General features: G+C 64.3%; 19 protein-coding genes and 1 pseudogene. 5 read left to right on the forward strand and 15 right to left on the reverse strand.

Annotation, left to right across the window (positions count from 1 at the left end):
- The first annotated feature begins 142 nt into the window (after window positions 1-142).
- On the forward strand, window positions 143-1,195 hold the full coding sequence (locus tag ACTIFV_RS12155) for a LacI family DNA-binding transcriptional regulator (RefSeq protein ID WP_439593041.1): 1,053 nt from the start codon (window positions 143-145) through the stop codon (window positions 1,193-1,195).
- On the opposite strand, the gene ACTIFV_RS12160 is transcribed toward ACTIFV_RS12155, so the two are convergent.
- The 7 genes and pseudogenes from ACTIFV_RS12160 to ACTIFV_RS12190 form a co-directional block, all read right to left on the reverse strand.
- Entirely contained in the window at window positions 1,185-2,102 is a 918-nt protein-coding gene (locus ACTIFV_RS12160; protein WP_439593042.1) for a glycoside hydrolase family 43 protein, read from the reverse strand. The genes ACTIFV_RS12155 and ACTIFV_RS12160 overlap by 11 nt on opposite strands.
- The gene (gene eno, locus ACTIFV_RS12165) at window positions 2,099-3,412 is read right to left on the reverse strand and encodes a phosphopyruvate hydratase (protein ID WP_439593043.1); all 1,314 of its coding nucleotides are present in this window, start codon (window positions 3,410-3,412) and stop codon (window positions 2,099-2,101) included. The genes ACTIFV_RS12160 and eno overlap by 4 nt, the downstream gene beginning before the upstream one ends.
- Window positions 3,409-4,395 carry a phosphotransferase family protein gene (locus ACTIFV_RS12170; RefSeq protein ID WP_439593044.1) on the reverse strand — a complete coding sequence of 329 codons (987 nt, stop codon included), beginning with the start codon at window positions 4,393-4,395 and terminating at the stop codon, window positions 3,409-3,411. Before ACTIFV_RS12170 ends, eno begins: the two co-directional genes overlap by 4 nt.
- Window position 4,396: 1 nt before the next feature.
- Complete coding sequence (locus ACTIFV_RS12175; RefSeq protein ID WP_439593045.1) at window positions 4,397-5,161, reverse strand: SDR family NAD(P)-dependent oxidoreductase; 765 nt, start codon at window positions 5,159-5,161, stop codon at window positions 4,397-4,399.
- Window positions 5,158-6,003 (reverse strand): fumarylacetoacetate hydrolase family protein, encoded by an 846-nt coding sequence (locus ACTIFV_RS12180; RefSeq protein ID WP_439593046.1) that lies wholly within the window; start codon window positions 6,001-6,003, stop codon window positions 5,158-5,160. The genes ACTIFV_RS12175 and ACTIFV_RS12180 overlap by 4 nt, the downstream gene beginning before the upstream one ends.
- The gene (locus tag ACTIFV_RS12185) at window positions 6,000-6,548 is read right to left on the reverse strand and encodes a FadR/GntR family transcriptional regulator (protein ID WP_439593087.1); all 549 of its coding nucleotides are present in this window, start codon (window positions 6,546-6,548) and stop codon (window positions 6,000-6,002) included. Before ACTIFV_RS12185 ends, ACTIFV_RS12180 begins: the two co-directional genes overlap by 4 nt.
- A gap of 21 nt (window positions 6,549-6,569) precedes the next feature.
- Window positions 6,570-6,761 (reverse strand): annotated as a pseudogene (locus tag ACTIFV_RS12190) (FadR/GntR family transcriptional regulator); the annotation flags it as partial.
- A gap of 116 nt (window positions 6,762-6,877) precedes the next feature.
- Here ACTIFV_RS12190 and dgoD point away from each other — a divergent pair.
- The 3 genes from dgoD to ACTIFV_RS12205 are packed head-to-tail and all read left to right on the forward strand — an operon-like array spanning window position 6,878 to window position 9,617.
- The gene (gene dgoD, locus ACTIFV_RS12195) at window positions 6,878-8,008 is read left to right on the forward strand and encodes a galactonate dehydratase (RefSeq protein ID WP_439593047.1); all 1,131 of its coding nucleotides are present in this window, start codon (window positions 6,878-6,880) and stop codon (window positions 8,006-8,008) included.
- Window positions 8,002-8,769, forward strand: coding sequence for an SDR family NAD(P)-dependent oxidoreductase (locus tag ACTIFV_RS12200; protein ID WP_439593048.1), 768 nt, complete (start codon window positions 8,002-8,004; stop codon window positions 8,767-8,769). Before dgoD ends, ACTIFV_RS12200 begins: the two co-directional genes overlap by 7 nt.
- Complete coding sequence (locus ACTIFV_RS12205) at window positions 8,766-9,617, forward strand: SMP-30/gluconolactonase/LRE family protein (RefSeq protein WP_439593049.1); 852 nt, start codon at window positions 8,766-8,768, stop codon at window positions 9,615-9,617. Before ACTIFV_RS12200 ends, ACTIFV_RS12205 begins: the two co-directional genes overlap by 4 nt.
- Before the next feature lie 588 nt (window positions 9,618-10,205).
- Here the strand turns inward: ACTIFV_RS12205 and ACTIFV_RS12210 are convergent.
- From ACTIFV_RS12210 to ACTIFV_RS12240, 7 genes are all read right to left on the reverse strand, one after another.
- The gene (locus tag ACTIFV_RS12210; protein ID WP_439593050.1) at window positions 10,206-11,918 is read right to left on the reverse strand and encodes a fucose isomerase; all 1,713 of its coding nucleotides are present in this window, start codon (window positions 11,916-11,918) and stop codon (window positions 10,206-10,208) included.
- Window positions 11,867-13,762 (reverse strand): glycoside hydrolase family 127 protein, encoded by a 1,896-nt coding sequence (locus ACTIFV_RS12215; protein ID WP_439593051.1) that lies wholly within the window; start codon window positions 13,760-13,762, stop codon window positions 11,867-11,869. The genes ACTIFV_RS12210 and ACTIFV_RS12215 overlap by 52 nt, the downstream gene beginning before the upstream one ends.
- A gap of 18 nt (window positions 13,763-13,780) precedes the next feature.
- On the reverse strand, window positions 13,781-14,680 hold the full coding sequence (locus ACTIFV_RS12220; RefSeq protein ID WP_439593052.1) for a carbohydrate ABC transporter permease: 900 nt from the start codon (window positions 14,678-14,680) through the stop codon (window positions 13,781-13,783).
- A gap of 1 nt (window position 14,681) precedes the next feature.
- Window positions 14,682-15,596 carry a carbohydrate ABC transporter permease gene (locus ACTIFV_RS12225; protein ID WP_439593053.1) on the reverse strand — a complete coding sequence of 305 codons (915 nt, stop codon included), beginning with the start codon at window positions 15,594-15,596 and terminating at the stop codon, window positions 14,682-14,684.
- 70 nt (window positions 15,597-15,666) lie between these two features.
- Complete coding sequence (locus ACTIFV_RS12230; RefSeq protein WP_439593054.1) at window positions 15,667-16,959, reverse strand: ABC transporter substrate-binding protein; 1,293 nt, start codon at window positions 16,957-16,959, stop codon at window positions 15,667-15,669.
- 72 nt (window positions 16,960-17,031) lie between these two features.
- A complete protein-coding gene (locus ACTIFV_RS12235; protein ID WP_439593055.1) occupies window positions 17,032-17,904 on the reverse strand; it encodes a dihydrodipicolinate synthase family protein in 873 nt (290 codons plus the stop codon).
- Between the two features lie 69 nt (window positions 17,905-17,973).
- Complete coding sequence (locus ACTIFV_RS12240) at window positions 17,974-18,648, reverse strand: GntR family transcriptional regulator (RefSeq protein ID WP_439593056.1); 675 nt, start codon at window positions 18,646-18,648, stop codon at window positions 17,974-17,976.
- Between the two features lie 169 nt (window positions 18,649-18,817).
- Between ACTIFV_RS12240 and ACTIFV_RS12245 the strand changes: the two genes are divergently transcribed.
- Window positions 18,818-21,445, forward strand: a complete 2,628-nt coding sequence (locus ACTIFV_RS12245; protein ID WP_439593057.1) for an exo-alpha-sialidase — start codon at window positions 18,818-18,820, stop codon at window positions 21,443-21,445.
- A gap of 366 nt (window positions 21,446-21,811) precedes the next feature.
- Here ACTIFV_RS12245 and ACTIFV_RS12250 read toward each other — a convergent pair whose 3' ends face one another.
- Window positions 21,812-22,129 carry a hypothetical protein gene (locus ACTIFV_RS12250; RefSeq protein ID WP_439593058.1) on the reverse strand — a complete coding sequence of 106 codons (318 nt, stop codon included), beginning with the start codon at window positions 22,127-22,129 and terminating at the stop codon, window positions 21,812-21,814.
- Between the last annotated feature and the right edge of the window lie 354 nt (window positions 22,130-22,483).

A 22,483-nucleotide genomic window follows, 5' to 3' on the forward strand; every position in this document is an offset into this window, starting at 1 on the left:
CAACAGGGTGCCCCATAGGGCAACGATGTGAATTTAGGAAATCGAATTCCTTGTCTCCGACAATCGCAGATCATCGGATTCGCGGCAATGCTGTTCGCTAGGAAAACTTTTCCGAAATCGATTCGCACGATATGTTCATCGCATGGACGAAAACGTCATGGGCGCACCGCGCGGGCGGCGGGTGACGATCAAGGACGTCGCCCGAGTGGCGATGGTGGCGCCGTCCACCGTGTCGAAGGCAATGAATCACGGGCAGTCGATACCCGAGCGCACACGTCAACGGGTCCTCGAAGCTGCGGAGCGGCTCGGCTACCGACCGAATGAGCTGGCTCGCGGGTTACGTGCCGGAACGTCTCGCACGTTTGGCGCGATCACGGATGACGACGAGGGTGTGTTCAGCAACGCCATCTCTCGGAGTCTGGAGCGGTACGCCGCGTCTCGGGATTACAGCATCTTCCTGTCCAACACCCTTGGGGAACGCGGCCGCGAGCAGCGCCATCTGCAGGCGTTCCTCGACAAGCAGGTCGACGGGCTTATCATCATGGATGCGGTCGTGCGCCCGCGGAGCGCCGGTGCGGCCAGCACGGGCCGCACCCCGATCGTCTACGTCTACTGCTACTCGCCTGACCTCGACGTGCCGAGCGTCGTCCCCGACGACCGGGAGGCGGGGCGCGTTGCCACCGAGCACCTGCTTGAGCTCGGCCGCCGCCATATCGCGCACCTCACAGGGCCGATGGTCGGGCCTGCCGCGTTCGAAGCCGGGGCGCGTCGACTCGAGGGGTACCACGACGCGCATGATCGGCGCCGCCTCGTGGCGGATCCAGGCCTTATCGTTGCGGCGGACTGGAATGCCCGTAGCGGGTACAACGCGATGTCGTCGATTCTGGACGATGGCAAACGGCCAGACGCGGTCGTGTGCAGCAATGACTACGTCGCGGTGGGAGCGATCGAGGCGTTGAGGCTGGCGGGTCTGCAGGTACCCAACGACGTCGCCGTAACCGGTTTCGACAATCGTGTTATCGCCTCCGGCCTGTCGGTCCCTCTCACCACAGTCGCCGCCGATCATGACGAGATGGGACGCGTTGCCATCGCCAAGCTGTACGAGGCCGTCGACGGCTCCGCACAGCACCACGAGCTAATAGAAATCGCACCACGGCTCATCGTCCGGGATTCGACGGTTGCCGTCAAAGCATGATGCGCGGACGACCCGCTTCGAGCTCGAACCGCTCGATGTGCATGCGTCGCGCGGTGAGGCGCGGATCCCACGCGTGGAACGCCATCCATCGTTGGCCGTCCGTGGTTGCAAACACGGAATTGTGGCCAGGCCCGACGACGTCGCCTGATGTCCTGAGGAGTGGCACCGAGTCAGTCGACGCCGGCACCCAGGGGCCTTCGATTGCGTCTGCCGAACTCCATGACACGCCGTAGCCCGGTCCCGTCCAAGCACCCCCCGAGAACGTCAGAAAGTACCGTCCGCCGTCCCGAATGACGGACGGGCCCTCGAGGGTGTGCCAGTCGAACACCCCGCCATACATCTGGCGTCTCCGCTGATAGATCTGCTGATCGCCGAAAGGCGTGAGCACACTTCGGATCCCACCGAGCTCTCGCATGTCGATCAGTGGCGCCATCGCAAGATGGGTTCCCGGCCGAGCGTGGCCGAGCACATCGCGCGCAAAGAAGAGGTACCACGCGCCGTCAACGTCTTGGAACGGATGAGGATCGATGGCGAATCTCTCGTCAGGTGTGAGGTTAACGCCGATGTCCACGTAGGGGCCGTGTGGCTCATCGCTCACCGCAACCCGGAGGTGATGTCCGACGATGTCGTGGCCAACGGAATAGAACAACCACCACCGGCCGTCAGCGTACGTGATCTCGGGTGCCCAGTAATCGCTGCCGAGTTCTTCGGGCAGCCGTTCCAGCGCCGCGCCGACGCTGCGCCACTGACGCAAGTCATTTGAACGCAGCACTTCAAACACGCGCCCGTCTTCGCGGTCCAGGTGCGGATTCGTGCCGACGGCGACAAAGCCGCCGCGGCCGTCGGCCGTGACGAACGGATCGGCGAAGTATCCGTCGTAGACGGGAAGGGAGGCCGCCAGACTCATCCCGCGCTCCCGTCGGCGGTGGCGAAGGTGCGCGCAACCGCCAGCGCACCGTGGCCCGCGAACTGCGTTCGTCCGAGACTCTCGAGTTCGAGCAAGCGATTCCACTTCGACGTTCTCTCACCGCGCATCGTCGACCCAACTTTGATCTGTCCTGCGCGCCAGCCGACGGCGAGGTCACTCAGCCACCAGTCTTCGGTGTCACCGGAGCGTGCGCTGACCACGGTCGCGAGCTTCGTCTCCCCGGCGAGGCGCATGACATCCTCGGCGCGCGTGACGGTGCCCGCCTGGTTGACCTTCACGAGCACCGCGTTCGCGCTGCCCTCTTCGACGGCCCGGCTCACTCGGGCCGCGGTGGTCGCGAAGAGATCGTCACCGATAAGCTGGACACCGTCGAGGGCTTCGGCTGCGGCGCCCCATCCGTCCCAGTCGTCCTCACCAAGCGGGTCTTCAATCGACACGATCGGGTACCGGCGCACCCACGAGGCGAGGCGTTCGACCCAGTGATGAGTGTCGAGGGTCTGAGACTCGCCCTCAAGATGGATGGCGCCGTCGTCACCGACGAGCTGGCTCGCCGCGACATCGATCGCGATCGCCGCGTCGGTACGGGGAGCGAGACCGCTGTTCTCGATCGCCTCAGTGAGCAGCGCAAGCGCAGATTCGTTGGATCCGAGGCGGGCTGCGAGCCCACCCTCATCCGCTACTAAGGACGCGGTGCCGCCAGCGCGGTCGATGAGCTCAGCAGCGGCGCGCCGGACGCGGTCGGCCCATTCGATCGCCTCGGCGAACGTCGTCGCTCCCACCGGGACGACGAGGAAGTCCTGCAGGTCGATGGCCCGTCCGGCGTGCGCACCTCCCGACAGGATGTTGATCATCGGCATGGGGATGAGCGGAGAGTCTCCGCCGTCCAGCAGCTGCCACAGCGGGGTGCGCGCGTGGGCGGCCTCCGCCTGCAGCATCGCGAGCGATAGCGCGAGGGTGGCGTTGCCCCCGAAGCGCGCGAGTTGAGACGTGCCGTCGGCCTCCGCGATCGCGGCGTCCAACGCCCGACGATCGGTCACGGATGCGCCGGTCACCAGCCGAGCCAGCTGGGTGTTGACAGTCTCGACCGCGCGCTCGACTCCCCACCCGTCGTAGCGTGGACCGCCGTCGCGGCGCTCCACAGCCTCGTGGCGCCCGACGGACGCCCCGGACGGTGCCACCGCCCTACCGGTCGATCCGTCAACGAGTTCGACAGTGCAGGCCACGGTCGGGCGTCCGCGAGAATCGAGGGCTTCCCATGCGTGGACGTGGCGGATGGCGGCGTTGTTCATGGGACCCTCACCAGATCGAAGTAGTCGCGCACGACGTGAGACTCGCGGCTGAGAAGGTGTTCTCCCACGGCGACCGCTGCACTCTGCTCGTCAGCCGTCAAGTACTCGACAGGGGACTTTCCGAACACACGCGCCAGAACGAGGCATCCGACCTGTGCGGAGAGCTCCTCCCCTGGTGCGCCGTCGGGCCACTCCGCGGTGTATTCAGCGACGAAGACCCGGCCCGCTTCAGCGAGCTGCGGTGCAGAGCCAGGTAGATGCACTGCTTTGAGGAGGAGGTGCGACAGCAGGAACGCGATGTCGAACATGGGGTTGCCGCGGTGCGCGACTTCGAAGTCAATCAACCAGAAGTCGCCGTTGCCCGAGGTCAGGATGTTCTTCGGCGAGAGGTCGCCATGCACGAGGCACCGGCGGACCTCCAGCGACGAGATCACGCGTTCGACGGCGGAACGCAGATGCGGAAGCCGTGAGGCGACTTCGTGATGGTAGGGCTCGAGCCTGAGCTGGCGGAACATGTCGCCCTGGCCCTCGATCGCCGCGGGGAGCGGCACGGCCTCCGTTGTTCGATGCACACTCGCCACCGCGCGTCCGAGGCTCCGCGCCAGGTATATGTCCACGTTCCCGGACATCAGCCGGCACTTCCAGTCCGTCCACCCCTCGGGCGCCTCGCCCATCACGAGAGCGAGGCGGTCAGGATCCTCGTCCACGACGGGCGGCACGACGCTCGGGACGATGCGGCCCGTGACCATGAGTGCCGCACTCTCGGCGAGGATGCGCGTGCGCGGCGCATGCCATTCGCGCGCCACCCGGAGGCGCTCGAGCGACTGCTTGACGATCATCCGGCGATCGTTCTGCTGGACGGCGAGCACGACGCTGCTGACGCCGCCGCTCAGCTCGCGCACGGACGCCGGGCCCGAGTCGAGCAGACCGCGCCCACGCAGGTATGCTGCGACGGTCTGCTCCGAGAGCAGCTCCTCCGACATGTCAGTAGGTCGCCCGCCCGCCGGAGGCGTCGAAGATGAAGCCGGTGGTGAAGCTGCAGCCGGGCGAGATCATGAACTGCAGGAGGGCGGCCAGCTCATCGACCTCACCGACGCGACCCATAGGGATCTTCTCCTCCATGTAGCGCACCACTTCGGCCGGCTGGGTGTCGAGGAAGGGCGTACGGATGACGGCGGGAGCGACGCCGTTGACGAGCACTCCGGTCTGCGCGTACTCCTTGCCCTGGGCCTTTACAAGCCCGATCAGCCCCGCCTTGCTCGTCGAGTACGCGATCATGTTCGGATTGCCCTCTTTGCCGGCGATCGAGGCGACATGCGCGACCCGGCCGTACCCGTGCGCAAGCATGTGCGGCACGACGACGCGCGTGAGAACGAGCGCTCCGGTCAGATTGACGCGCACGACTTTCTCGAAGTCGGCGATGTCAACCTCATGGCTCGGGTGGCCCAGGGGACCCTGGATCCCCGCTGTGTTCACCAGTGCATGCACCTGAGGCCGCCACCTCAGGATCTCGGCGAGCGCCGCGCTCACACTTCCTTCGTCCGCCACGTCGGCGCGGACCGCGATGGCGCGGTCGTCGGAACCGATGGCGTCCACGGTCGATCGAGCGGCGTTCAGATCGCGGTCGGCGACGGCGACTCCGACGCCCACCTCGGCCAGGTGCAGTGCCGTGGCGCGGCCGATACCGCCGCCCCCGCCGACGACGATCACCGTATATCCGCCATCGAAGGCGGGGGCAACATTGCTCATGAGGGCTCGCACGTCTGTCGCTGCAGACCGAGCGTCTCGATCTCGATCTCGACCACATCACCTGCCTGGAGGAAACGAGGTGGCGTGTATCCGGACCCGACTCCCTGCGGTGTGCCGGTGGCGATCACGTCCCCGGGATAGAGCGTCATGACCTGACTGATATAGCGGACGAGTTCCGCGACCGGGAAGATCATGTCGGCGGTCGACGAGTCCTGTCGAACCTCGCCGTTGACGCGTGACGTCAAGCGTAGAGCCTGCGGGTCGGGCACCTCATCCGCCGTCACCAGTTCCGGTCCGAGCGGGCAGAAGGTCTCGAAGTTCTTGCCCTTGTCCCACGACCCGCCGCGTTCGAGTTGGTACTCGCGCTCGGACACGTCGTTGAGGACGAGATAGCCCAGGACGTGATCGAGCGGATCCGCGTCGTCGGGCAGGCGCCGCGCCGTGCGTCCGATCACGACTCCGAGTTCGACCTCGTAGTCCGTCTTGAGGCTACCGGGCGGGATCATCAGCGCGTCATCGGCGCCGACCACCGTGTCGGGCGCCTTCATGAACAGGATGGGCTCGTCGGGAATCGCCATGCCGGCCTCGTGTGCGTGCGCTCGGTAGTTCAGCCCGACGCAGACGATCTTTCCCGGAGTCGGCACAGGCGAGCCGCGTCGCGCAGTCTTCGGCACGGTGGCCTGAACAGTGGAAGCCGCCTCCGCCAGGCACAACAACGCGCCTTCCTCGTACAGGCCGCGAGAATCGGCACCGATGACGTGCGAGACATCCACCACGTGCCCATCCGGTCGGATGACGACGGGGATCTCGCGTCCCTCTTCTCCCCAGCGGGCCAATCTCATTGCTCGTCCTTTCGATTCGATGCATGTTCTGGCGTCGCCGACAGGACGGCGAGCAGGTCGCGCTCGGTCTCGTCGAGGTGGCTAAGCATCGCAGCCTTTGCGCGCGCCCGGTCTCCAGCCGCGACGGCGTCAGCGATCGCTCGATGGGCGGCCACGACCTCCTCGGCGCCATGTCCGCGCAACGCGTGCCCCTGGGCGGACACGAGGAAGCTGTCGTGCAGCGACTGCGTCAGACCGTCGATCAGTCGCGCGAGCATCCGATTGCCGGAGATGAGCGACAGCGCAGCATGAAAGTCGAGATCCGCCTGATGGAAGGCCTCGCCGACGTCGTCGCCGTGTCGAAGCTGCTCGACGTCCGCGGCCATGCGGTCGATCGGCGCCGTCAGCGCGGCGACCGCAGCGGGAGTCGACGCTGCAGCGGCATCGCTGACGCTCAGGGTTTCGAGCGAGCGACGGATGTCGAGCAGCTCGAGCAGGCCGCGCGGGTCGCGGCGCAGTTCGATCCCGAAGTAGTCGGACAGGAGTGAGCTGTCCTGCGCGAGCACGGTCGGGCGCGCTCCCCTACGCACCGCGACGAGCCCTCGCCCCGACAGCGCCTTGATCCCCTCTCGAATCGTCAGACGCGAGACACCGAACCGCGCGGCCAACTCCGACTCTCCCGGCAGGCGGTCACCTGGCCGCAGGTCTGTCACCACCATCTCGCGGAGGAGGCGAATGACGCGCGTCGAGCTGAGCTCGTCCTCCGAAGCAGGTTTCATGATGGCAACATATCAGATACCTTTAGGTCCTCAAGTCACGAATCAGCATAATTCTCCGCGAATCCGCGCGTTGCTGTCATACAAGATGGGATGAATTGGTGGACACGATCACCCGCATGGAGACCTTTCTGATCCCGCCGCGATGGCTGTTCGTTCGTGTCGAGACAACGGCCGGGGTGGTGGGGTGGGGGGAACCCATCGTGGAGGGCCGAGCTCGCACCGTCGCCGCAGCCCTCGAGGATCTTCGCCCCCTGATCGTCGGCGCCGATTCGACTCGCATCGAGGACTTGTGGCAGACACTCACCCGGGGCGGCTTCTACCGCGGCGGGCCGGTGCTCTCCAGCGCGATCGCGGGGGTTGACCAGGCCCTCTGGGACGTCGCGGGCAGACGCCACGGCGTTCCCGTGTACGAGCTTTTGGGCGGCGCCGTCCGCGACCGGGCCCGGGTTTACGGTTGGGTCGGCGGCGACAATCCCGCGGCGCTGAAGGACCACATCGCCGCACGGCTCGAACAAGGCCTCACCGCGGTCAAGATGAACGCGTCAGGACCACTCCTGCCGGTCGACTCCCTCGCCGCGGTCGCGGAAATCATTGCTCGAGCCGAAGAGGCGCGCGAGGCCCTCGGGATGGCAGATTTCGCGCTGGACTTCCACGGTCGCGTGAGCCCCGCGATGGCGATCCGACTGCTGCCGGAGCTCGAGCCCCTCCGACCGATGTTCGTCGAGGAGCCGGTCGTGCCCGAGCTGCTGCCTCGCCACGTCTCGCGCATCGTCGCGAGCACATCGATCCCGATCGCGGCGGGCGAGCGCTGCTACTCGCGGTGGGATTTCGCGCCGCTGCTTGCCGAGGGGCTCGCGATCGCCCAGCCCGATGTCTCGCACGCCGGGGGGATCTCCGAAACGCGTCGGATCGCCGTAGCGGCCGAGACCGCCGGCGCGGCACTGGCTCCGCACTCCCCGCTAGGCCCTCTGGCGCTCGCTGCAAGCCTGCAGGTCGACTTCGCCTCGCCCAACTTCCTCATCCAAGAGCAGAGCCTCGGCATCCACTACAACGAAGGCGCCGACCTCCTCGATTACCTGCTCGATACTTCGGTCTTCGACATCCGGGAGGGGTGGATCCAGTGTCCGACTGGCCCAGGACTAGGTGTAGAGATCGACGAGGCGGCTGTGCGCGACGCTGCGCGCATCGGACACGACTGGCATGCTCCCACCTGGCGACATGACGACGGAGGGTATGCAGAATGGTGAGTGGAATCGGACTCTGGCAAGACCGCCTCGCAATCATCACGGGCGGTGCACACGGTATTGGAGCGGCGACCGCAGAGGTGGGCGCGCGCGAAGGCGGGATCGTCTGGATCATCGATGTCGACGAGATCGCCGGGTCGGCGCTCGCTGGGCGTATCGGCGAGCGCGCCCGGTTCCTCCACGTCGACATCACCGATGAGCACCAGATTGAGAGGGCGATCGCGCGGATCGGCGCCACGGACGGACCGCCGCGCATCCTCGTCAATAGCGCCAGCCGAGATGGCGGATTGGACCCGGTCGATGCGACCACCGAACGCTGGAACGAGGTAATTGACCTCGATCTGCGTGCCCCCTGGCTGCTCAGCCGAGCCGTCACTCCCGGGATGATCTCGGCAGGCGGCGGGTCGATCGTGAACATCGCCTCCCTGCACGCCACCCTGACGGCGGAAGGGGCCTTTCCCTACCCCGCCGCGAAGGCGGGCCTGACGGGTCTTACCCGATCGCTGGCGCTCGACCTCGGCCCCCGCGGCATCCGCGTGAACACGGTCAGTCCCGGCTGGACTGCCAGCCAACGCGTCCTCGACGATCTCGCTCGGCTGGATGCCGCTGAGCGCCGCCGCATCGACGACACCCACGCACTTCGGCGCATCGCCCAGCCGCGAGAGGTGGCGGAGGTGATCGTGTTCCTTGCGTCGGACCGCGCCGGCTTCGTGACCGGCGCGAACTGGGCGGTCGACGGTGGACTCGGAGCACGCTACGCATGACCATCGAGTGGCAGGTTCATCCGATCAGCGCTCGGTCCTTCGCGCTCGCAGAGGGTCCCGCCTGGGAGAGAGAGAGTGGGCTCCTGCGCTGGGTCGACATCGACGACGGTGCCGTGTGGGCAGCGAGCTTCGATGGCGAGCGACTCGCCGAGCCACGACTCCTGTACCGCTCGGACTTACCGGTCGGATTTTGCGTGCGCAGCGCCACGGGCAGACTCGTGGTGCCGCAGCGCGGGCGCGTCCTCGACCTCGGCACCGGACATCTCTCCGACGCATTGTTTACCGACGACGCAACGGGGCGCCGCTTCAACGATGCGATAGTGGACGCGCAAGGACGGGTGATCGCGGGCACGCTAACCCCCGGCGCCGACGACGGCGCCCGCGACGAGCGGCTTGCTCGACTCGAGGCGGACGGAACATGGACGATGCTGCGCGATGGAATCGGCCTGTCCAACGGGCTTGCCTTCTCCCCCGACGGCCAGTGGCTCTACCATGTCGACACAACAGCCCGCACGATCTCCCGCGCCCAGGGACCGCACTTCGACGTGTGGCGCCCTCTGATCCGCATCGACGACGGCTACCCCGACGGTATGACCGTGGATGCCACAGGCGACTTGTGGGTTGCGATCTGGGGCGGGGGAGAGGTGCGTCGCTATTCACCGTCGGGCGAGCAGTCGGGGCGTATTCGCGTCCCAGCGAAACAGGTCACGTCGGCGGTGTTCGCGGGCCCGAGTCTCACGACACTCGTGGTCACGACAGCGCGCGTCGGGTTGACCGCTGACGCCTATGCGACTCAGCCTCTCGCGGGGCGACTGTTTGCCGCGTCGCAGATGACTTCTGGCTGCTGAGCGTCGTTCTCAACCCTTCGCGAGAGCGTGGAGTCGTGCTGTGTCGTCGACAGCTACTCCCGAAGTCTTCCCGCGGCCATCGGTACGGGGCTTGGTAGCCGACAAGCCAATCGGCCTGCACGGGTGGGCAGTACTGGGGTGGGACCCCCAGTCAGAGCAGACCGAAATGACGTCAGGCTCCCGGGGACGGAGGGACGGAGGGCCGGCGCGTGAACACCCAACGCGGTGGAGTCCACCCGATGATGCTGATCGTGCGATCGATGGCCACGGACTTGAAGCCGTCATGGATCCGGCCACCACTCAGATGATTTGGCGATCAATGATCGCACAGGTGAGGATCTAGCGGAGATTCACTCGGTGCATCCAATCGAGGACGAGCAGTACGACAATGCCGAAGGGGGATATAGGACCGTTGGTCTGTGCTCGCTTACGCCAACGGAGCCGAACGCGGGCGAGGGGAGTTCGATACACCCCCACGCGATCACCAGCGACGTAGCAATCAGAAGGTCAAAGAAGCGCGACGCCGTCACCTCTCGAATGATGGGCCGGTGAGGCACGGCCTCTTGCTTCGTGCACATCGGTGTTGAGCTAGATCCCATTGATCGCACCAACGAGATTGACCTTGATCCCAATGCGCTCGAACATGGCGGCTTTGGCGAGGAGGGCCTTGTCGGCGGTGTCGGCGTCGGGCGCGTAGACGAGCTGGGCGTGGTTCGCCTTGTGACGTGCCATGAACTGGTCGCGGGAGACGTCGTGCAGGACGACGTGCGCGATGGGCCATTCGGGGTTGGTCGCGTCTTTCCTCCGCTGCGTCTCCTTTTCCGGCAGTTCGACGACCGTGCCGCGGAGCAGATCGACCTGGAGGATGCCGTCGGCGATGAACACGCGCGACAGCACGACTTCGCCCGGCTTCGAGGTGCCATTGATCGTCGAGCCGCCGGCTGGGAAGAAGACGTGGCCTTGGCGCCAGCCCTCTGCCTTGTCCCACCCGCCGAGATGCGACGCGGGGACCGAGCCCGAGATCTCGTAGACCCAGACGAACTCGCCGTCGTAGTCCTCGCCCCAGCGCACGTCGTGGAGGGTGTTGTCGGGAACAAGTCCCATCGCCCGCCAGACACGGTCGGTGATGAGCGCGTCGACCGCGACCCCTTCGTCGGCTTCGTTGAAGTGCGGGAAGGCCCGACCGGCGTGCAGCTCGCGCTTCCCGTCCCGCGAGAAGACCGGCGGGCGATCGGTCGTGTTGAGGATGCCTTCGGCGAGGTCTGATGCCGGAGTGAGGTCCTTGAGCCCCTGCTGGTACTGGATGCCCACAGCGTCGAGACCGAAGTCGTCGGCGATCCGGAGCGCTGCGATGTACATCTTCAGCTGCCACTGCACCTGGTCGCGGGTGAGCTCGGTCGCAGCATCCTCGCCGTAGACGAAGGTCATGCCCGCCTCGATCAGCCAGTCGTACGCCGCGTCCGCCTCGGCATCCGTCACGTTCAGCATCTCGGCATAGAGCGCCGACTGCGACAGCCGCTCCTTGTAGATGCCGGTCTGGTTGAGAAGCTCGTCGTCGAAGATCGCGTTGTACATGCCCATGCAGCCCTCATCGAACACACCGATGATCGCCTTCTCACGAAGCAGCTGGTCGCCCAACGCCCTTCCAAGATCCGCCTCCGGGCTCGAAGGGAGGTCGGGCAGGCCGCGCACGTGGGAGAAGTCATGCTCGATTCGCCCAGTTAGAGTCCACTCGTCTATGCGGTCGCGCGCCCACACGTCGTCGAAGTCGACGGACCAAACGCTTGCGTATGGTCTCCCCATCTTGGTGAGACTTGCGTTGAGTCCGAGGAGTCCGACCAGTCCGGGCCACTCGCCGGAGAAGTTCGCGACCGTGAGGATGGGACCGGTGTGGGTTCGCAATCCGGCGAGGACATGATGGGAGTACTGCCATACCGCTTCGGCAACGATGAGTGGCGCGCTCGGTGGGATCTGTGCGAACACATTGAGACCCATCCGCTGGCCGGAGATGAAGCCGTGTCCGGTTAGAGGGTCAGTAGTGTTCCCGCGGATGACCGACCATCCAAGGTCTGTCATGATCCGGGTGATGTTCTTTTCGAGTTCAACCTGCGCTGGCCAGCCAGCAACGTTTGCGGGCTCGCGCAAATCGCCAGATGCCACGAGATAAGCCGTCCGAGACGGCATCTCGAGGCGGGGTTCGGCGGTCGGGTAGTCGTAAAGCACCATCAGTTCTTCTCCTCTTGCGCCGGTCAGTCGGCAGGCGTCCATACCCGCATTGCGGTCGCTCCTCGGTTCGCCCACGTTGCGTATGGGCGGCTTCGCAGCATGAGCGGCTTGACCGCGGCTTCGGGTAGACGCGGACCGTAGGGGCTCGCCGGGGCGGCGCTCTTCATGACACCGCCGACGACGAGGAGGTCGGGGCCGAGGTCAAGGTCGGTGGCTTCGCCGTGTTCGGCCGGCGCGTCTGCGGTGCTGACCACGAGGTCGTGCAGGGTATTCGGGTCGTCGAGGTCCAGCGCCTCGAAGGCGTGGATCACAGGTCCGCGGGCCACAGCGACCTGGCCCGCAACGGCTTCGATTCGTCGGTCGGGGAATACAAGGCGCGGCGTGAGCGGAATGTCGATGTGGACGTACTCAGTGCCCACAAGGACCTCCGCGTACTCGCCGGCCGCCACGTGTCGACGATTCATGTCGCCATGCACGGACGCTGCCTCCGCCCATTCCGGGATGCGTACGCGGACCCTCTGCGGGAGGCCGTTGAGAAGGCGCAGGGAGACGCCGCCAGCGGTGGGGAAGCCGGTCTGTATCTCCAGGGTGACGTCACGCTGAGCGATGGTGGCGCGTACTTCGCCGGGGACGAGGTGGTTCAGGTTGAGCACGTCACCGGACATCGAGGCGAGGTAGCTGTCGAGGCTGGCAACAGTTCGCATGATGTTCGGAGGACAGCACGAGGTGTCGTACCAACTCGCTCGCGTGCCGATGTCGATGCGTTCTTCGAGGAGGCTGTCGGTAGGCGCGGGTGTGATTGCCTCGCGTTGGTACAGCGGATTTCGGTACCAGAAGTGCGTGCGGTCTGCTGATGTCGATGCGGCGAACCCGTTGTAGAGGACTCGTTCTGCTTCTGCGGCGAAGCTCGCCTTCCCTGTCGCCAGGTGCAGGCGGTGCGACCACATAATCTTGCCAATCGACGCGCAGCTTTCGCAGTACGCACGGTCCGGCGGGAGCTCGTAGGAATCACCGATGGCTTCGTGGAAGTGCCGGGAACCGACACCACCGGTGACGAAGGACTTCGTAGCGACCAGGTCGTCCCACAGGGTTTCCAGGTTGTTGAGGAGGTCTTGGTCGCCGGTCTCCACGGCGACGTCTGTCGCTCCGGCGGCGTAGTAGAGCGCGCGAACGGCGTGACCGTCCAGCTCTCGCATCTCACGGATCGGTGTCGCGTCCTGGCAGTAGAGGAGGCCGAAGTGCCCCGGTCCAAGCGATGAGTAGCCACGTCGGTCGACGAGCAGTTTCGCCAGTTCCAGGTGTTGTTCTTCGCCGGTTGTCCGGTAGAGCTCGACGAGGGCCATTTCGATTTCAGGATGACCGTCGATGCGGGACTCGCCGTCTCGTCCGAATCTGTCCCAGAGGTGGTCGGCGAATCGCGTTCCGACGGTCAGGAGCCTGTCGTCCCCGAAGTTCCGGTGTCCTGCCACTCCGGCCTGGATCAGGTGGCCGCCAAGGTACATCTCGTGGCCGAATGCGAAGTCTGTCCATCGGCGGCCGGACCCCGCGGTCTGGTAGTAAGAGTTCAGGTAACCGTCGTCGAGCTGGGCGCTTTGCAGAAGCTCGACTATCTGCTCGTAGAACTCTGCGTGCGCGGGGTCGCGGGCATCGGCGGGGACCCAGGCGATGGCCTCGAGGAGCTTGTGCAGGTCGGAGTCCATCCAGTGCGGGCCGCGGTAGTCACCGTGTGCTGATCCGTCGGCTAGCCGGAGGTTGTGGAGGTATCCGGCGCGTTCCATCCAGTCAATTCCATGGTCGATGGAGGCGCTGGCGTTGCGTTCGCGCCATCTGCCCCAGAAACCGCCGCGGACGATGAACTCACCGTCGAGCGGGTCGGCCTCGGCGATGGCGGAGCGAGTGGGGTGGACGGGGTTCCTCATGAGTGGTTCTCCATGCGGTCAGCCTTTGAGGGCGCCGCTGATAAGGCCGTTGACGTAGTACTTCTGCAACGCGACGAAGATGATGATGCAGGGAAGGACGCTGACGGTGATGCCTGCCTGCAGAGCGCCGTAGTCCACGGAGCCCATCTCGCCGACGGATACTGATGAGAGCGCAATCGGGAGTGTGAACTTGTCATCGCTGGTGAGGAAGATCAGGGGTGCCAGGAACTCGTTCCATGCTGCTAGGAACGCGAACAGTGCAACGGTGACGATCCCGGGGACCACGATGGGCAGAAGCACGCTCCATAGCGCGCGAATCGGCCCGCAGCCGTCGACGAGCGCGCTCTCGTCCAGTTCGCGTGGGATGGATTCGAACGAGTTCCGCATCATGTAGACCGCGAACGGGAGCTGGAACGTGGCGTAGATGAGCGCCAACACGACAAGGGAGTTGGTGCCACCGACTTTCGCCAACAGGGTGTACATCGGCACAAGAAGGCTCGCGTGCGGGACCATGATGACCGCGAGGATGGCGAAGAACAGCAGCGCACGTCCGGGGAAGGCGAAGCGAGCGAATGCATAGCCTGCGGGAATGGCGACCGCGAGGGTGAAAGCGACCGAAAGCGTCGCGACCAGTGCCGTGTTGCCCAGGTATGTGAGGATCCCTGACCCATAGTCGACCAGTCGGGCATAGTTGTCCCACCCGAACTGTTGCGGCACGACCTGCGCCTGCCCACCTGGCGAGATGCCGAAGGAGATGAACACAGACCAGGCGAACGGGAATAGGAAGGTCAAGGCGACCACTGCTCCGACGAGCAGCGTCAGAAGTCCGCGCATCGATGACTTGCGGCGCTTCTTGGATTTCGGGGACGTCGACACTGCGGTCGAGGCGGAGCGTGTTGAGCGGAGCGTGGTGGACATGTCACCGGTTCCTTCCGCGTACGACCGCGAGTTGGATCAGATTGACCAAAACGACCAGCGCCATCAACAGCACTCCGAGGGCGGCGGCGTACCCGAGCTGCAACTGTGTGAACGCGGCACGGTAGATCGCGAAGACGATAGTGAGGGTGCTCTGGTCTGGCCCGCCCGCGGTCATGGTGAAGAACTGGTCGAAGGACAGGAGCGCTCCCGAAAGATTCAGGACCAGCAGAAGCGCGAAGGTCGGTCGCATGAGCGGCAGCGTGATCTGTGTGAGCTGTTGTCCGCCAGATGCTCCATCGATGCGCGCGGCCTCGTAGAGCTCGGTCGGGATACCTTGCAGTCCGACAAGCATGACCAGCATGCTCAGCCCCAATGATTTCCAAAGGACCATCACGACGACGGAAGCCAAGGCCGAGCCTTGAGTGTCGAAGAAGAGGATTGGACCGTCCGCGAGTCCCAGCCATTGGCCGAGGGCGGAGAAGATACCGACCTGGGCGTTGTAGAGGAAGCCCCACAGCAGTCCGGCCAGGCCGAGGCCGATAGCGGAGGGTAGGAAGATGGCAGTCCGAAAGAGGCCGATGGCCCGTCCTCCGCGTTGCACGAGGACAGCCAGCCCGAAAGACAGCACCAGGGTCAGGGCCGTGACGAGCACTGTGTAAAACAAGGTGAAGGCGATGGAGTTCAAGACGATGGGGTCTTGAAGCGCGCGAACATAGTTGCTGACGCCGTTCGGTTCCGGTTCGCCGAAGATCGGCCAGTTGAAGAACGACATCACGCCGGACGTGACCAGCGGAACGGCGAAGAAGATGACGAGAAGGATCGTGGCTGGCAGTACGAAGACGAGCCCGGAAATGCTCTCCCGGACAGCCTTCGTGAGACCGCGCCTCGGAAGCATCCTGGCGGTTGTGGTTGCCATGTCGCTGCTTTCTGAAGGGGAGGTCACCCCGGGGCGCGGAGCCCCGGGGTGATCGGGAAGGACTGTCCGGTCAGCCCTGGTCCAAGAGGGCCTGAGCGGCCTTCTCGCCTTCTTCCAGTGCCCCGTCGATGTCACCGTCGTAGACCGCTTTGCGGAACGCCGCAAGCCACGGGCCCGCCGGGTCGTTGAAGATGGCTGCGTTGGATGCGGAGTTCGGGGTGCTGCCCACAGCGATGAGGTCGTTGACCTTCTGAAGCCGCGGGTCATCGGCCGTGTACTCGTTGTCGGTCAGGTCGGTGCGAACGACCAGCCAGCCATCCTTCGCGTACTGGTCGACCTGCTGAGCCTCCTCGGTCGCCCAGCTGATGAACTTCCAGGCCGCGTTTACGCTCTGCGCATCCTTCGTGACGGTGAAGACGTCACCGCCGATGAAGGAGGACTCGCCACCGGTCGGCCCGGGGATCGCGGACACGTCCCAGTCGAACGGGACGTTGGCCGTCTTGAGCGTCGACAGGAGGCTGGCACCGACGAACTGGATGCCGAGGTTGCCCGGCGCGAAGACGTTGTTCCAGTTCGAGCCGGTCTCGGCCTTGGACTCTGCCGGCATTACCCCGTCGTTCCACAACCCCTGGTAGAACTCGAGTGATTCCTTCATCTCGGGCGTGTCGAGCGTGACTGACGTTCCGTCGTCTTCGAACAGCTCGCCGTCGTTGGCCCATACGGTGGGCGCCGTGGTGAAGATCAAGCATCCCCCGCAGCTTCCCGCGGCGTAGAAGCCGTACTTGTCGTCTCCGAGAGCGCGAACCGCCTTCGCCGCTTCCGCGACTTCGTCGAGGCTCGTCGGGATATCATCGACGCCGGCATCGGCGAGGAGCGACTTGTTCACGTACATGACCGACGCGTCGATGGAGGCGGGAACGGCGAACTGCTTGTCGCCGGAGGTGCCCTGACGGATGGCCGACGGGGCCAGTTCATCCGCGTAGTCGAGGCTGCTGATGTTCTCGCTCAGATCCTGCAGGAGCCCCTGCTTGGACAGGGCCGGCAGGTATCCGACATCGGCGATGATGATGTCGGGCAGCTGGTTGGCACCCGCGGCCGTGGCGATCTTGGCGGGCATGTCCGCGCTCGGGATAAGTGTGAGGCTGATCTCGACATCCTGGGTGGCGTTCCACTCATCAACGAGCGGCTTGAACAGCCCCTCCCCGATGGCGTTGCCTCGTGCCCAGACCGTGAGCTCGGTCACGTTGTCGGCGGGCTCCTCTGTGGGCTGGGTCGGAGTGGCGGCGGCGCACCCCGCCAGGGCGCTCACGCCCAGGGCGACGATGATTGCAATCGACCCCAGTCGGTATACGGTCTTCTTCATTCTGGTTCTCCTGTGATTTGCAGGGCACTTCGGTGTGCATTGTGTATTTGGTGGTCCTCGGCGTCGAGGAGGTCAGGGGCGGTCGCTGAGTGAGACCTCCTCGCGCAGTCGACCGATGCGTGCCGCGTCAATGGCAGGCACTGCAGGCAGGTTGAGTCGGAGGCTCCCGGTTCCCCAACCGAGAACGGACAGGCCGAGTTTGAGGTGAGCAATGCTGGGTCCCACCGCGTCGACAATCTCGTTCACACGATCCTGGGCGTCGGCCACGGCTCGCGCGTCGTGATAACCGAGGAGAGCGGTCTTTACCTCTGACCACGCGCGCGCGTCGATATTGGCGCAGCCGGAGACGACACCAGTCGCTCCGCGTGAAAGAGCCGATGCGAGGTCCCGGTCATCCCCGGTCCAGACGGGGATGGACAGCCGCCGCGCGTAGTCGTCCAACTTCCTGGCGGCGGTACCTGAGATCTTCAGCCCATTGAAGCCCAGGTCTTCGAGGAATGCCGCTTCTTCCGGCTCAACGGTGTTGCGGCAGATTTCCGGGTAGAGGTACGCGTAGAGCGCTAGTCCGGCAGTCAGCTTCCTCACCTGAGCGAAGTGCGCCCGGATACTCGACTGGTCGGTCGCGAACGTCAGGGGCGGCGTGACGGCGAACCGGGTGGCGCCCAGCGCAATTCCGTCCTGGATTAGCCCTTCTACCTGCGACGTGGTGACCGCCCCCACGTGCAAGATGGTCCGCTCTACGCCGAATGAGGCGAGCGCGAGCCGCGCTACGTCGGCGCGCTCGCCTCGGGACAGGGCGAGGAATTCTCCGTTAGTTCCGGTGACGAACGCAGCATCGGCGTGCAGCGCAGTCTTGTCGAAAAGGCGCTGCATGTTGTCGACGTCTAGCGCGTCCTCCGTGGTGAACAGCGTGGGGAGGGCGACGATGACCTGTTCGATCGACACTGAGGCTGACTCTCTTATCGCAGCCGCTGACTGCGGCTGTGACGAGTCTGCACTGTTTACAGTGAACTGTCAACGCTCTCGATCAGAAGGATGCTCAAGCTCGAGAAGCATGCGCTTGAGAGCGCCTTCAAGATGCCGTTCGAGGGCATCCACTGCAACATCCTCATCGCCAGCCTGCATGAGGGTAAGCAGTCTCTGGTGGTCTGCCGCTGACTCGTGCAGGTCGTCGTCGTGGTTGATTGTCGCCTCGAGGAGCGCTTCGAACGTGGGCGAGTACTGCCGCCAGGCGGCTTCGAGCCGGGGATGGTTCGACAGGACATAGATCTCACTGTGAAACGCAAGATCCGCGCGAAGGAAGCCGGCATGGTCGCGGGTGTCCGCGGCATCGTTCATGAGGCTTACGGAAGCTGTCAGCGGCAACCATCGCTCATCGACCGCGCTTCGCATCGCTCGCGAGATGGCGAGCCGCTCCAACGCACCACGCAGACTGTAGAGCTGCTCGATGTCTTCTGCATTCAAACCCACCACGTACACACCCCGTGGTTTCTGTATTCGCAGCAGGCGCTCGAATACGAGCTGCGTGATGGCATCCCGCACAGGACCGCGGCTGACTTCGAATTCCTCTGCCAACGATTCTTCCGTGAGTCGGTCACCGGGTCCGAGTTCACCGCGCACAATGCGTCGACGAAGCACCGCGGCCACCTGCTCGCCGAGCGAGACGGGCCTTTTCACAACATCGGACATCACTACTCCTGCCTACCGTCGACAGATTACGGCAGGAAGTCATATTCCCACCTGCAGCCTGAGCGCGCTCCCCCCGCGGGCTCATTGAGACTTCGCGACAGACTCAGGAAGCCTGTTTGACCATTGTTCGTTTACAGTGCACTGTTAACGAACTTGAACGAATGGAGCGATGATGCTTTCTTCCCACAAACGATCCCGGGGAGCCGTCGGCGTTGCGGTCGCCGTTGCACTCGTGGCTACCCTGCAGTTCGCAGGCGGGGCTGCTTCAGCATTGCCAAACGCTTCCGTGAACACCCCCACGGGCGCTCCGATCGACTTGTTCCCCGGCACCTTCGACTCGTCGCAGGCCGACCAGGGTCTCGTCCGGGCTACTGGTACGACCACCGCGACCGTGTATGCGCCGCAGACGAACAGCGCCTTTAAGTTCAGCCACAATGTGCGGATCGTCGGCTTCAAGTCCAAGATGTACGCCATGTGGCAGGCATCCTCCGCCGGCGAAGACGAAATTGACGGTGTTGTGAACTACGCGACCAGCACGGATTACGGTGCCACCTGGTCCGCGCCGATGTTGTTGGCGCCGGCCAACATCGGGGGCGGCCAATATTTCTCGTCATCAGGCAGTTGGTGGACTGACGGCAACACTCTCGTGGCCTATATCGGTCAGTATGACTTCGACAACGATGATTGGCGCACATTCATCACCACATCGACCGACGGGACAACATGGTCCGCACCCGTCGAGCTCCTGGACGACAGCGGCACGGCATTTGAGGGCGCCATCGGCCAGTCCGTAATCAAGACTTCAACCGGCCGCCTTGTCGCTATCGCTCAGGGCTATGCGCAGAACGGGAGCCGAATTAACATTCCCTACTACACCGACGACGCATCTGGACTGTCGGGCTGGCAGGCGGGAACCATGCCCCTGCTAGCAAGCGGACGCGACATAGAGCCAGCAGTCTATGAAGCCTCCGACGGCGCATATATCGTCTTGCTTCGTGATCAATCTCGATTCACTATGCTCGCATCCAGAAGCATCGACGGTGGCGCAACGTGGACAAAGCCCGTTCAGACCAACTTCACGAACGCCCGCAACTTTCCCGCGTCAGGAAACCTTCCCGATGGCAGGGCTTACATCGTCTCCACCCCCACCCTTGTCCAAGCGGACGCGCGGACCCCTTTGGCACTAACCCTCAGCAACGACGGAGTCACCTTCGACCGCTCCTTCCTGCTTCGCGGCGCGTCCGATCATCAAGCCCGACGGTTCCCGGGTCTCTACAAATGCGGCGACTGCTACAGCTACCCGTCAACAACCGTCTGGAACGGGTTCGTGTTCGCCAGCTACGCCACGAACAAGGAAGACGTCGAGATCACGCGAGTCCCTATCGCAAGCCTGCCAAACGCAACCTCCGACCAGACTGCACCGACCGCTGTAAATGGATTGGTGGGCGCGACGAGCGCGACGGGTAACACTCTCACCTGGTCACCTTCGACGGACGCCAGTGGCAAGGTCCGTTACCTCGTCTACCGAGGCGCCGCGTCGGCTGGCAGTCCCCCTCTCATCCCGTCCAACTTCGTCGCCCAGGTGACGACGACGTCATGGAGCGATGTCGGCACGAGCGGTGAGTTTCGTTACGTCGTCGTCGCACAAGATCCGTCCCGCAACACTTCCCTTGCCGCCGAAGTCACCGCCGGGTCGAACTGCACTGCACGAGTGGCCATCTATGACGGCAGCGTGAGACCTACTGCCTCCACGCCAGCGTGGACGTGGTCGGGGGCGGGCACCGAATCATCCACCTCGTCGGTGTCGGCCGGAAATCTCACAGTCAACAGCACCTCAGGTCAGTCGCGCTGGACCAACACCTCATCCCTGGGGGGCTTGAGCTCAAACGAAACATTCAAGCTCGACGTGCGCGCGCGTGTGACGAGTGCAACCGGCGAGGGCCTCAACCTGGGCGTCAACGCAGGCTCGAGTCGGCTCTACAACCTCTCCATCACCACGACCGCTGTCCGCTACTACACCGGTTCGGGGTTCGCGACGATTGCAGACCAACTTGATAACGCAGGAGCATTTCACACCTACGAGTTGGTGGTAAACGGCGGCGCCGCGTCCGTGCTCCGCGATGGCAGCGTTCTCGGAACGTTCCCGTCTACGAGCACCTCAGCATCGACAACCGCCAACGTGTTCTTCGGCAAGGCATCAAGTTCAGGAAGCCTAAACGCGACAGTCGATTCAATAACCTACCGCGCAGTGAAGTCCACCCTTTTTGAAGCCGACACCCTCCCGTCTAACGCATCACCATCATGGTCATGGACCGGGGCGCGACCTGAGTCCACAGACACCGTCGCCTCAAGCGGAACCCTCGCGCTTGCGGCCCCCTCCGGCTTGGCCCGATGGTCACGGAATGGCCTGACCGAATGCTACGAAACGTCCGCCGGCATCGTTGCCTCGCTCAACGCGCGCGTGACGCAAGGAACTGGGGAGGGCCTGAACTTCACACTCAACCTGGGTAGTCAGCGAATGTTCAATCTATCCATTACCCCCACAGCGTTGCGCTACTACAACGGAACAACTTTCGACGTCTTAGCGAGCGGGCTGGACAACGCAAGTTCATACCATGTCTACGATATTGCCGTTCAGTCCGACGGCTCCGCCGTCGTGCGCCGCGACGGGGTGAACCTCGGAGTGCACGCTCCCGTCGCCGCCAACGCGAGCGCACAGGCTCAGTTGTCATTCGGCAAGGCGTCAAGTTCAGGGTCCACGTCCGCCGTGATCGACTACGTAAGACTGGCGGGCTAATCAGACCCGCGCTATTGGCTGGCTTGACGTGCCTGCGGGAGAGGCTCTTTCCCCTTCCCACAGGCACCTTGCCGTCAAAGGCACATCCTTTTGCCCTCCATCAGAAGGTTTGCTGTCGTGCGTGGGTCGCTGGTTCCACCGGGCAACAGCGATCGGACCTTCTCAGTGGAGTCGTGCACCTACTGACTAGGTGTTTACCTAAGGAGACCAACATCCGGCGAGCGCATACGCGGCCGCTCCTTCACCAGAACGCGGTCGGAGTACTTGGATACCGCCAACAACTGCCTTCGCCGACGGAGCTCACGTAGCGACAGCGCGCGAGACATTTGAGCTCACGAGACGATGACGGAGTTGTCCGTCCTCTAGCTAGATCTCCCCGAGAGCGATACCGAGCTGCAGGTAGAGCTCGGCGACGTTTGAGTTGCTCACGGTGTAGCGCACCCACTCACCTCGACCAGCTTCATCGCGCGGGGGATCAGCTGCGATCAGTCCGACCTCGAGAAGCTCTGCGAGCGCGCGAGCCGCAGTGATGGGTTGCACCTGGAGCGCACGAGCAACTTCGGCGCGCGTGCTCGCGGGGGATTGGCGAAGGTAACCGATCACCCCGATCTTCGTGAGATTGCCGAACGCTTTGATCGGGTCCTCCGCGAGCTCGCTGTTGGCGGGTCGGACGATTTTCGGCACGTCACATTGTCGCTCTGCGTGGCCCGCCTCGTCCAGCCGACTGGGACATTTAGTGGTTCACTTCTCGACTGTAACAGTGTATGTTTCAGTCATGCAATGGACGGGTCAGGGGAGAGCGAGGGTCGAATCAACTAGCCCTCACCGCGCTGTCCCCCAAAGATCCGACAGACAACCGCGGGGATCGGGCGTATCCTTCGATTCGATCGCGGCATGTAGACCCCCCGGCACACCCCGTGAGCCTCGCGCGCGTATCACCCGAAATGCAAAATTGATCTTGTTTCGGATTTCGACTCGAGTGCATAAACTGCCCCTACGGGAACCGACGACGGGCCCGTCCTATGACTCGGTAAACGC

The organism is Microbacterium sp., from assembly GCF_051860965.1.
In the GTDB taxonomy this organism is placed as follows: Bacteria; Actinomycetota; Actinomycetes; order Actinomycetales; family Microbacteriaceae; genus Microbacterium.

Excerpts from the sequence above, each read along its gene's own strand:
- ACTIFV_RS12245 (WP_439593057.1), top strand. The coding sequence starts at position 18,818 with ATGATGCTTTCTTCCCACAAACGATCCCGGGGAGCCGTCGGCGTTGCG.
- ACTIFV_RS12170 (WP_439593044.1), bottom strand. The coding sequence starts at position 4,395 with ATGTCGGAGGAGCTGCTCTCGGAGCAGACCGTCGCAGCATACCTGCGT.
- ACTIFV_RS12160 (WP_439593042.1), bottom strand. The coding sequence starts at position 2,102 with ATGAGTCTGGCGGCCTCCCTTCCCGTCTACGACGGATACTTCGCCGAT.
- ACTIFV_RS12220 (WP_439593052.1), bottom strand. The coding sequence starts at position 14,680 with ATGTCCACCACGCTCCGCTCAACACGCTCCGCCTCGACCGCAGTGTCG.
- ACTIFV_RS12230 (WP_439593054.1), bottom strand. The coding sequence starts at position 16,959 with ATGAAGAAGACCGTATACCGACTGGGGTCGATTGCAATCATCGTCGCC.
- ACTIFV_RS12205 (WP_439593049.1), top strand. The coding sequence starts at position 8,766 with ATGACCATCGAGTGGCAGGTTCATCCGATCAGCGCTCGGTCCTTCGCG.
- ACTIFV_RS12240 (WP_439593056.1), bottom strand. The coding sequence starts at position 18,648 with ATGTCCGATGTTGTGAAAAGGCCCGTCTCGCTCGGCGAGCAGGTGGCC.
- ACTIFV_RS12155 (WP_439593041.1), top strand. The coding sequence starts at position 143 with ATGGACGAAAACGTCATGGGCGCACCGCGCGGGCGGCGGGTGACGATC.
- ACTIFV_RS12180 (WP_439593046.1), bottom strand. The coding sequence starts at position 6,003 with ATGAGATTGGCCCGCTGGGGAGAAGAGGGACGCGAGATCCCCGTCGTC.
- ACTIFV_RS12175 (WP_439593045.1), bottom strand. The coding sequence starts at position 5,161 with ATGAGCAATGTTGCCCCCGCCTTCGATGGCGGATATACGGTGATCGTC.
- dgoD (WP_439593047.1), top strand. The coding sequence starts at position 6,878 with ATGGAGACCTTTCTGATCCCGCCGCGATGGCTGTTCGTTCGTGTCGAG.
- ACTIFV_RS12215 (WP_439593051.1), bottom strand. The coding sequence starts at position 13,762 with ATGAGGAACCCCGTCCACCCCACTCGCTCCGCCATCGCCGAGGCCGAC.
- ACTIFV_RS12200 (WP_439593048.1), top strand. The coding sequence starts at position 8,002 with ATGGTGAGTGGAATCGGACTCTGGCAAGACCGCCTCGCAATCATCACG.
- eno (WP_439593043.1), bottom strand. The coding sequence starts at position 3,412 with ATGAACAACGCCGCCATCCGCCACGTCCACGCATGGGAAGCCCTCGAT.
- ACTIFV_RS12225 (WP_439593053.1), bottom strand. The coding sequence starts at position 15,596 with ATGGCAACCACAACCGCCAGGATGCTTCCGAGGCGCGGTCTCACGAAG.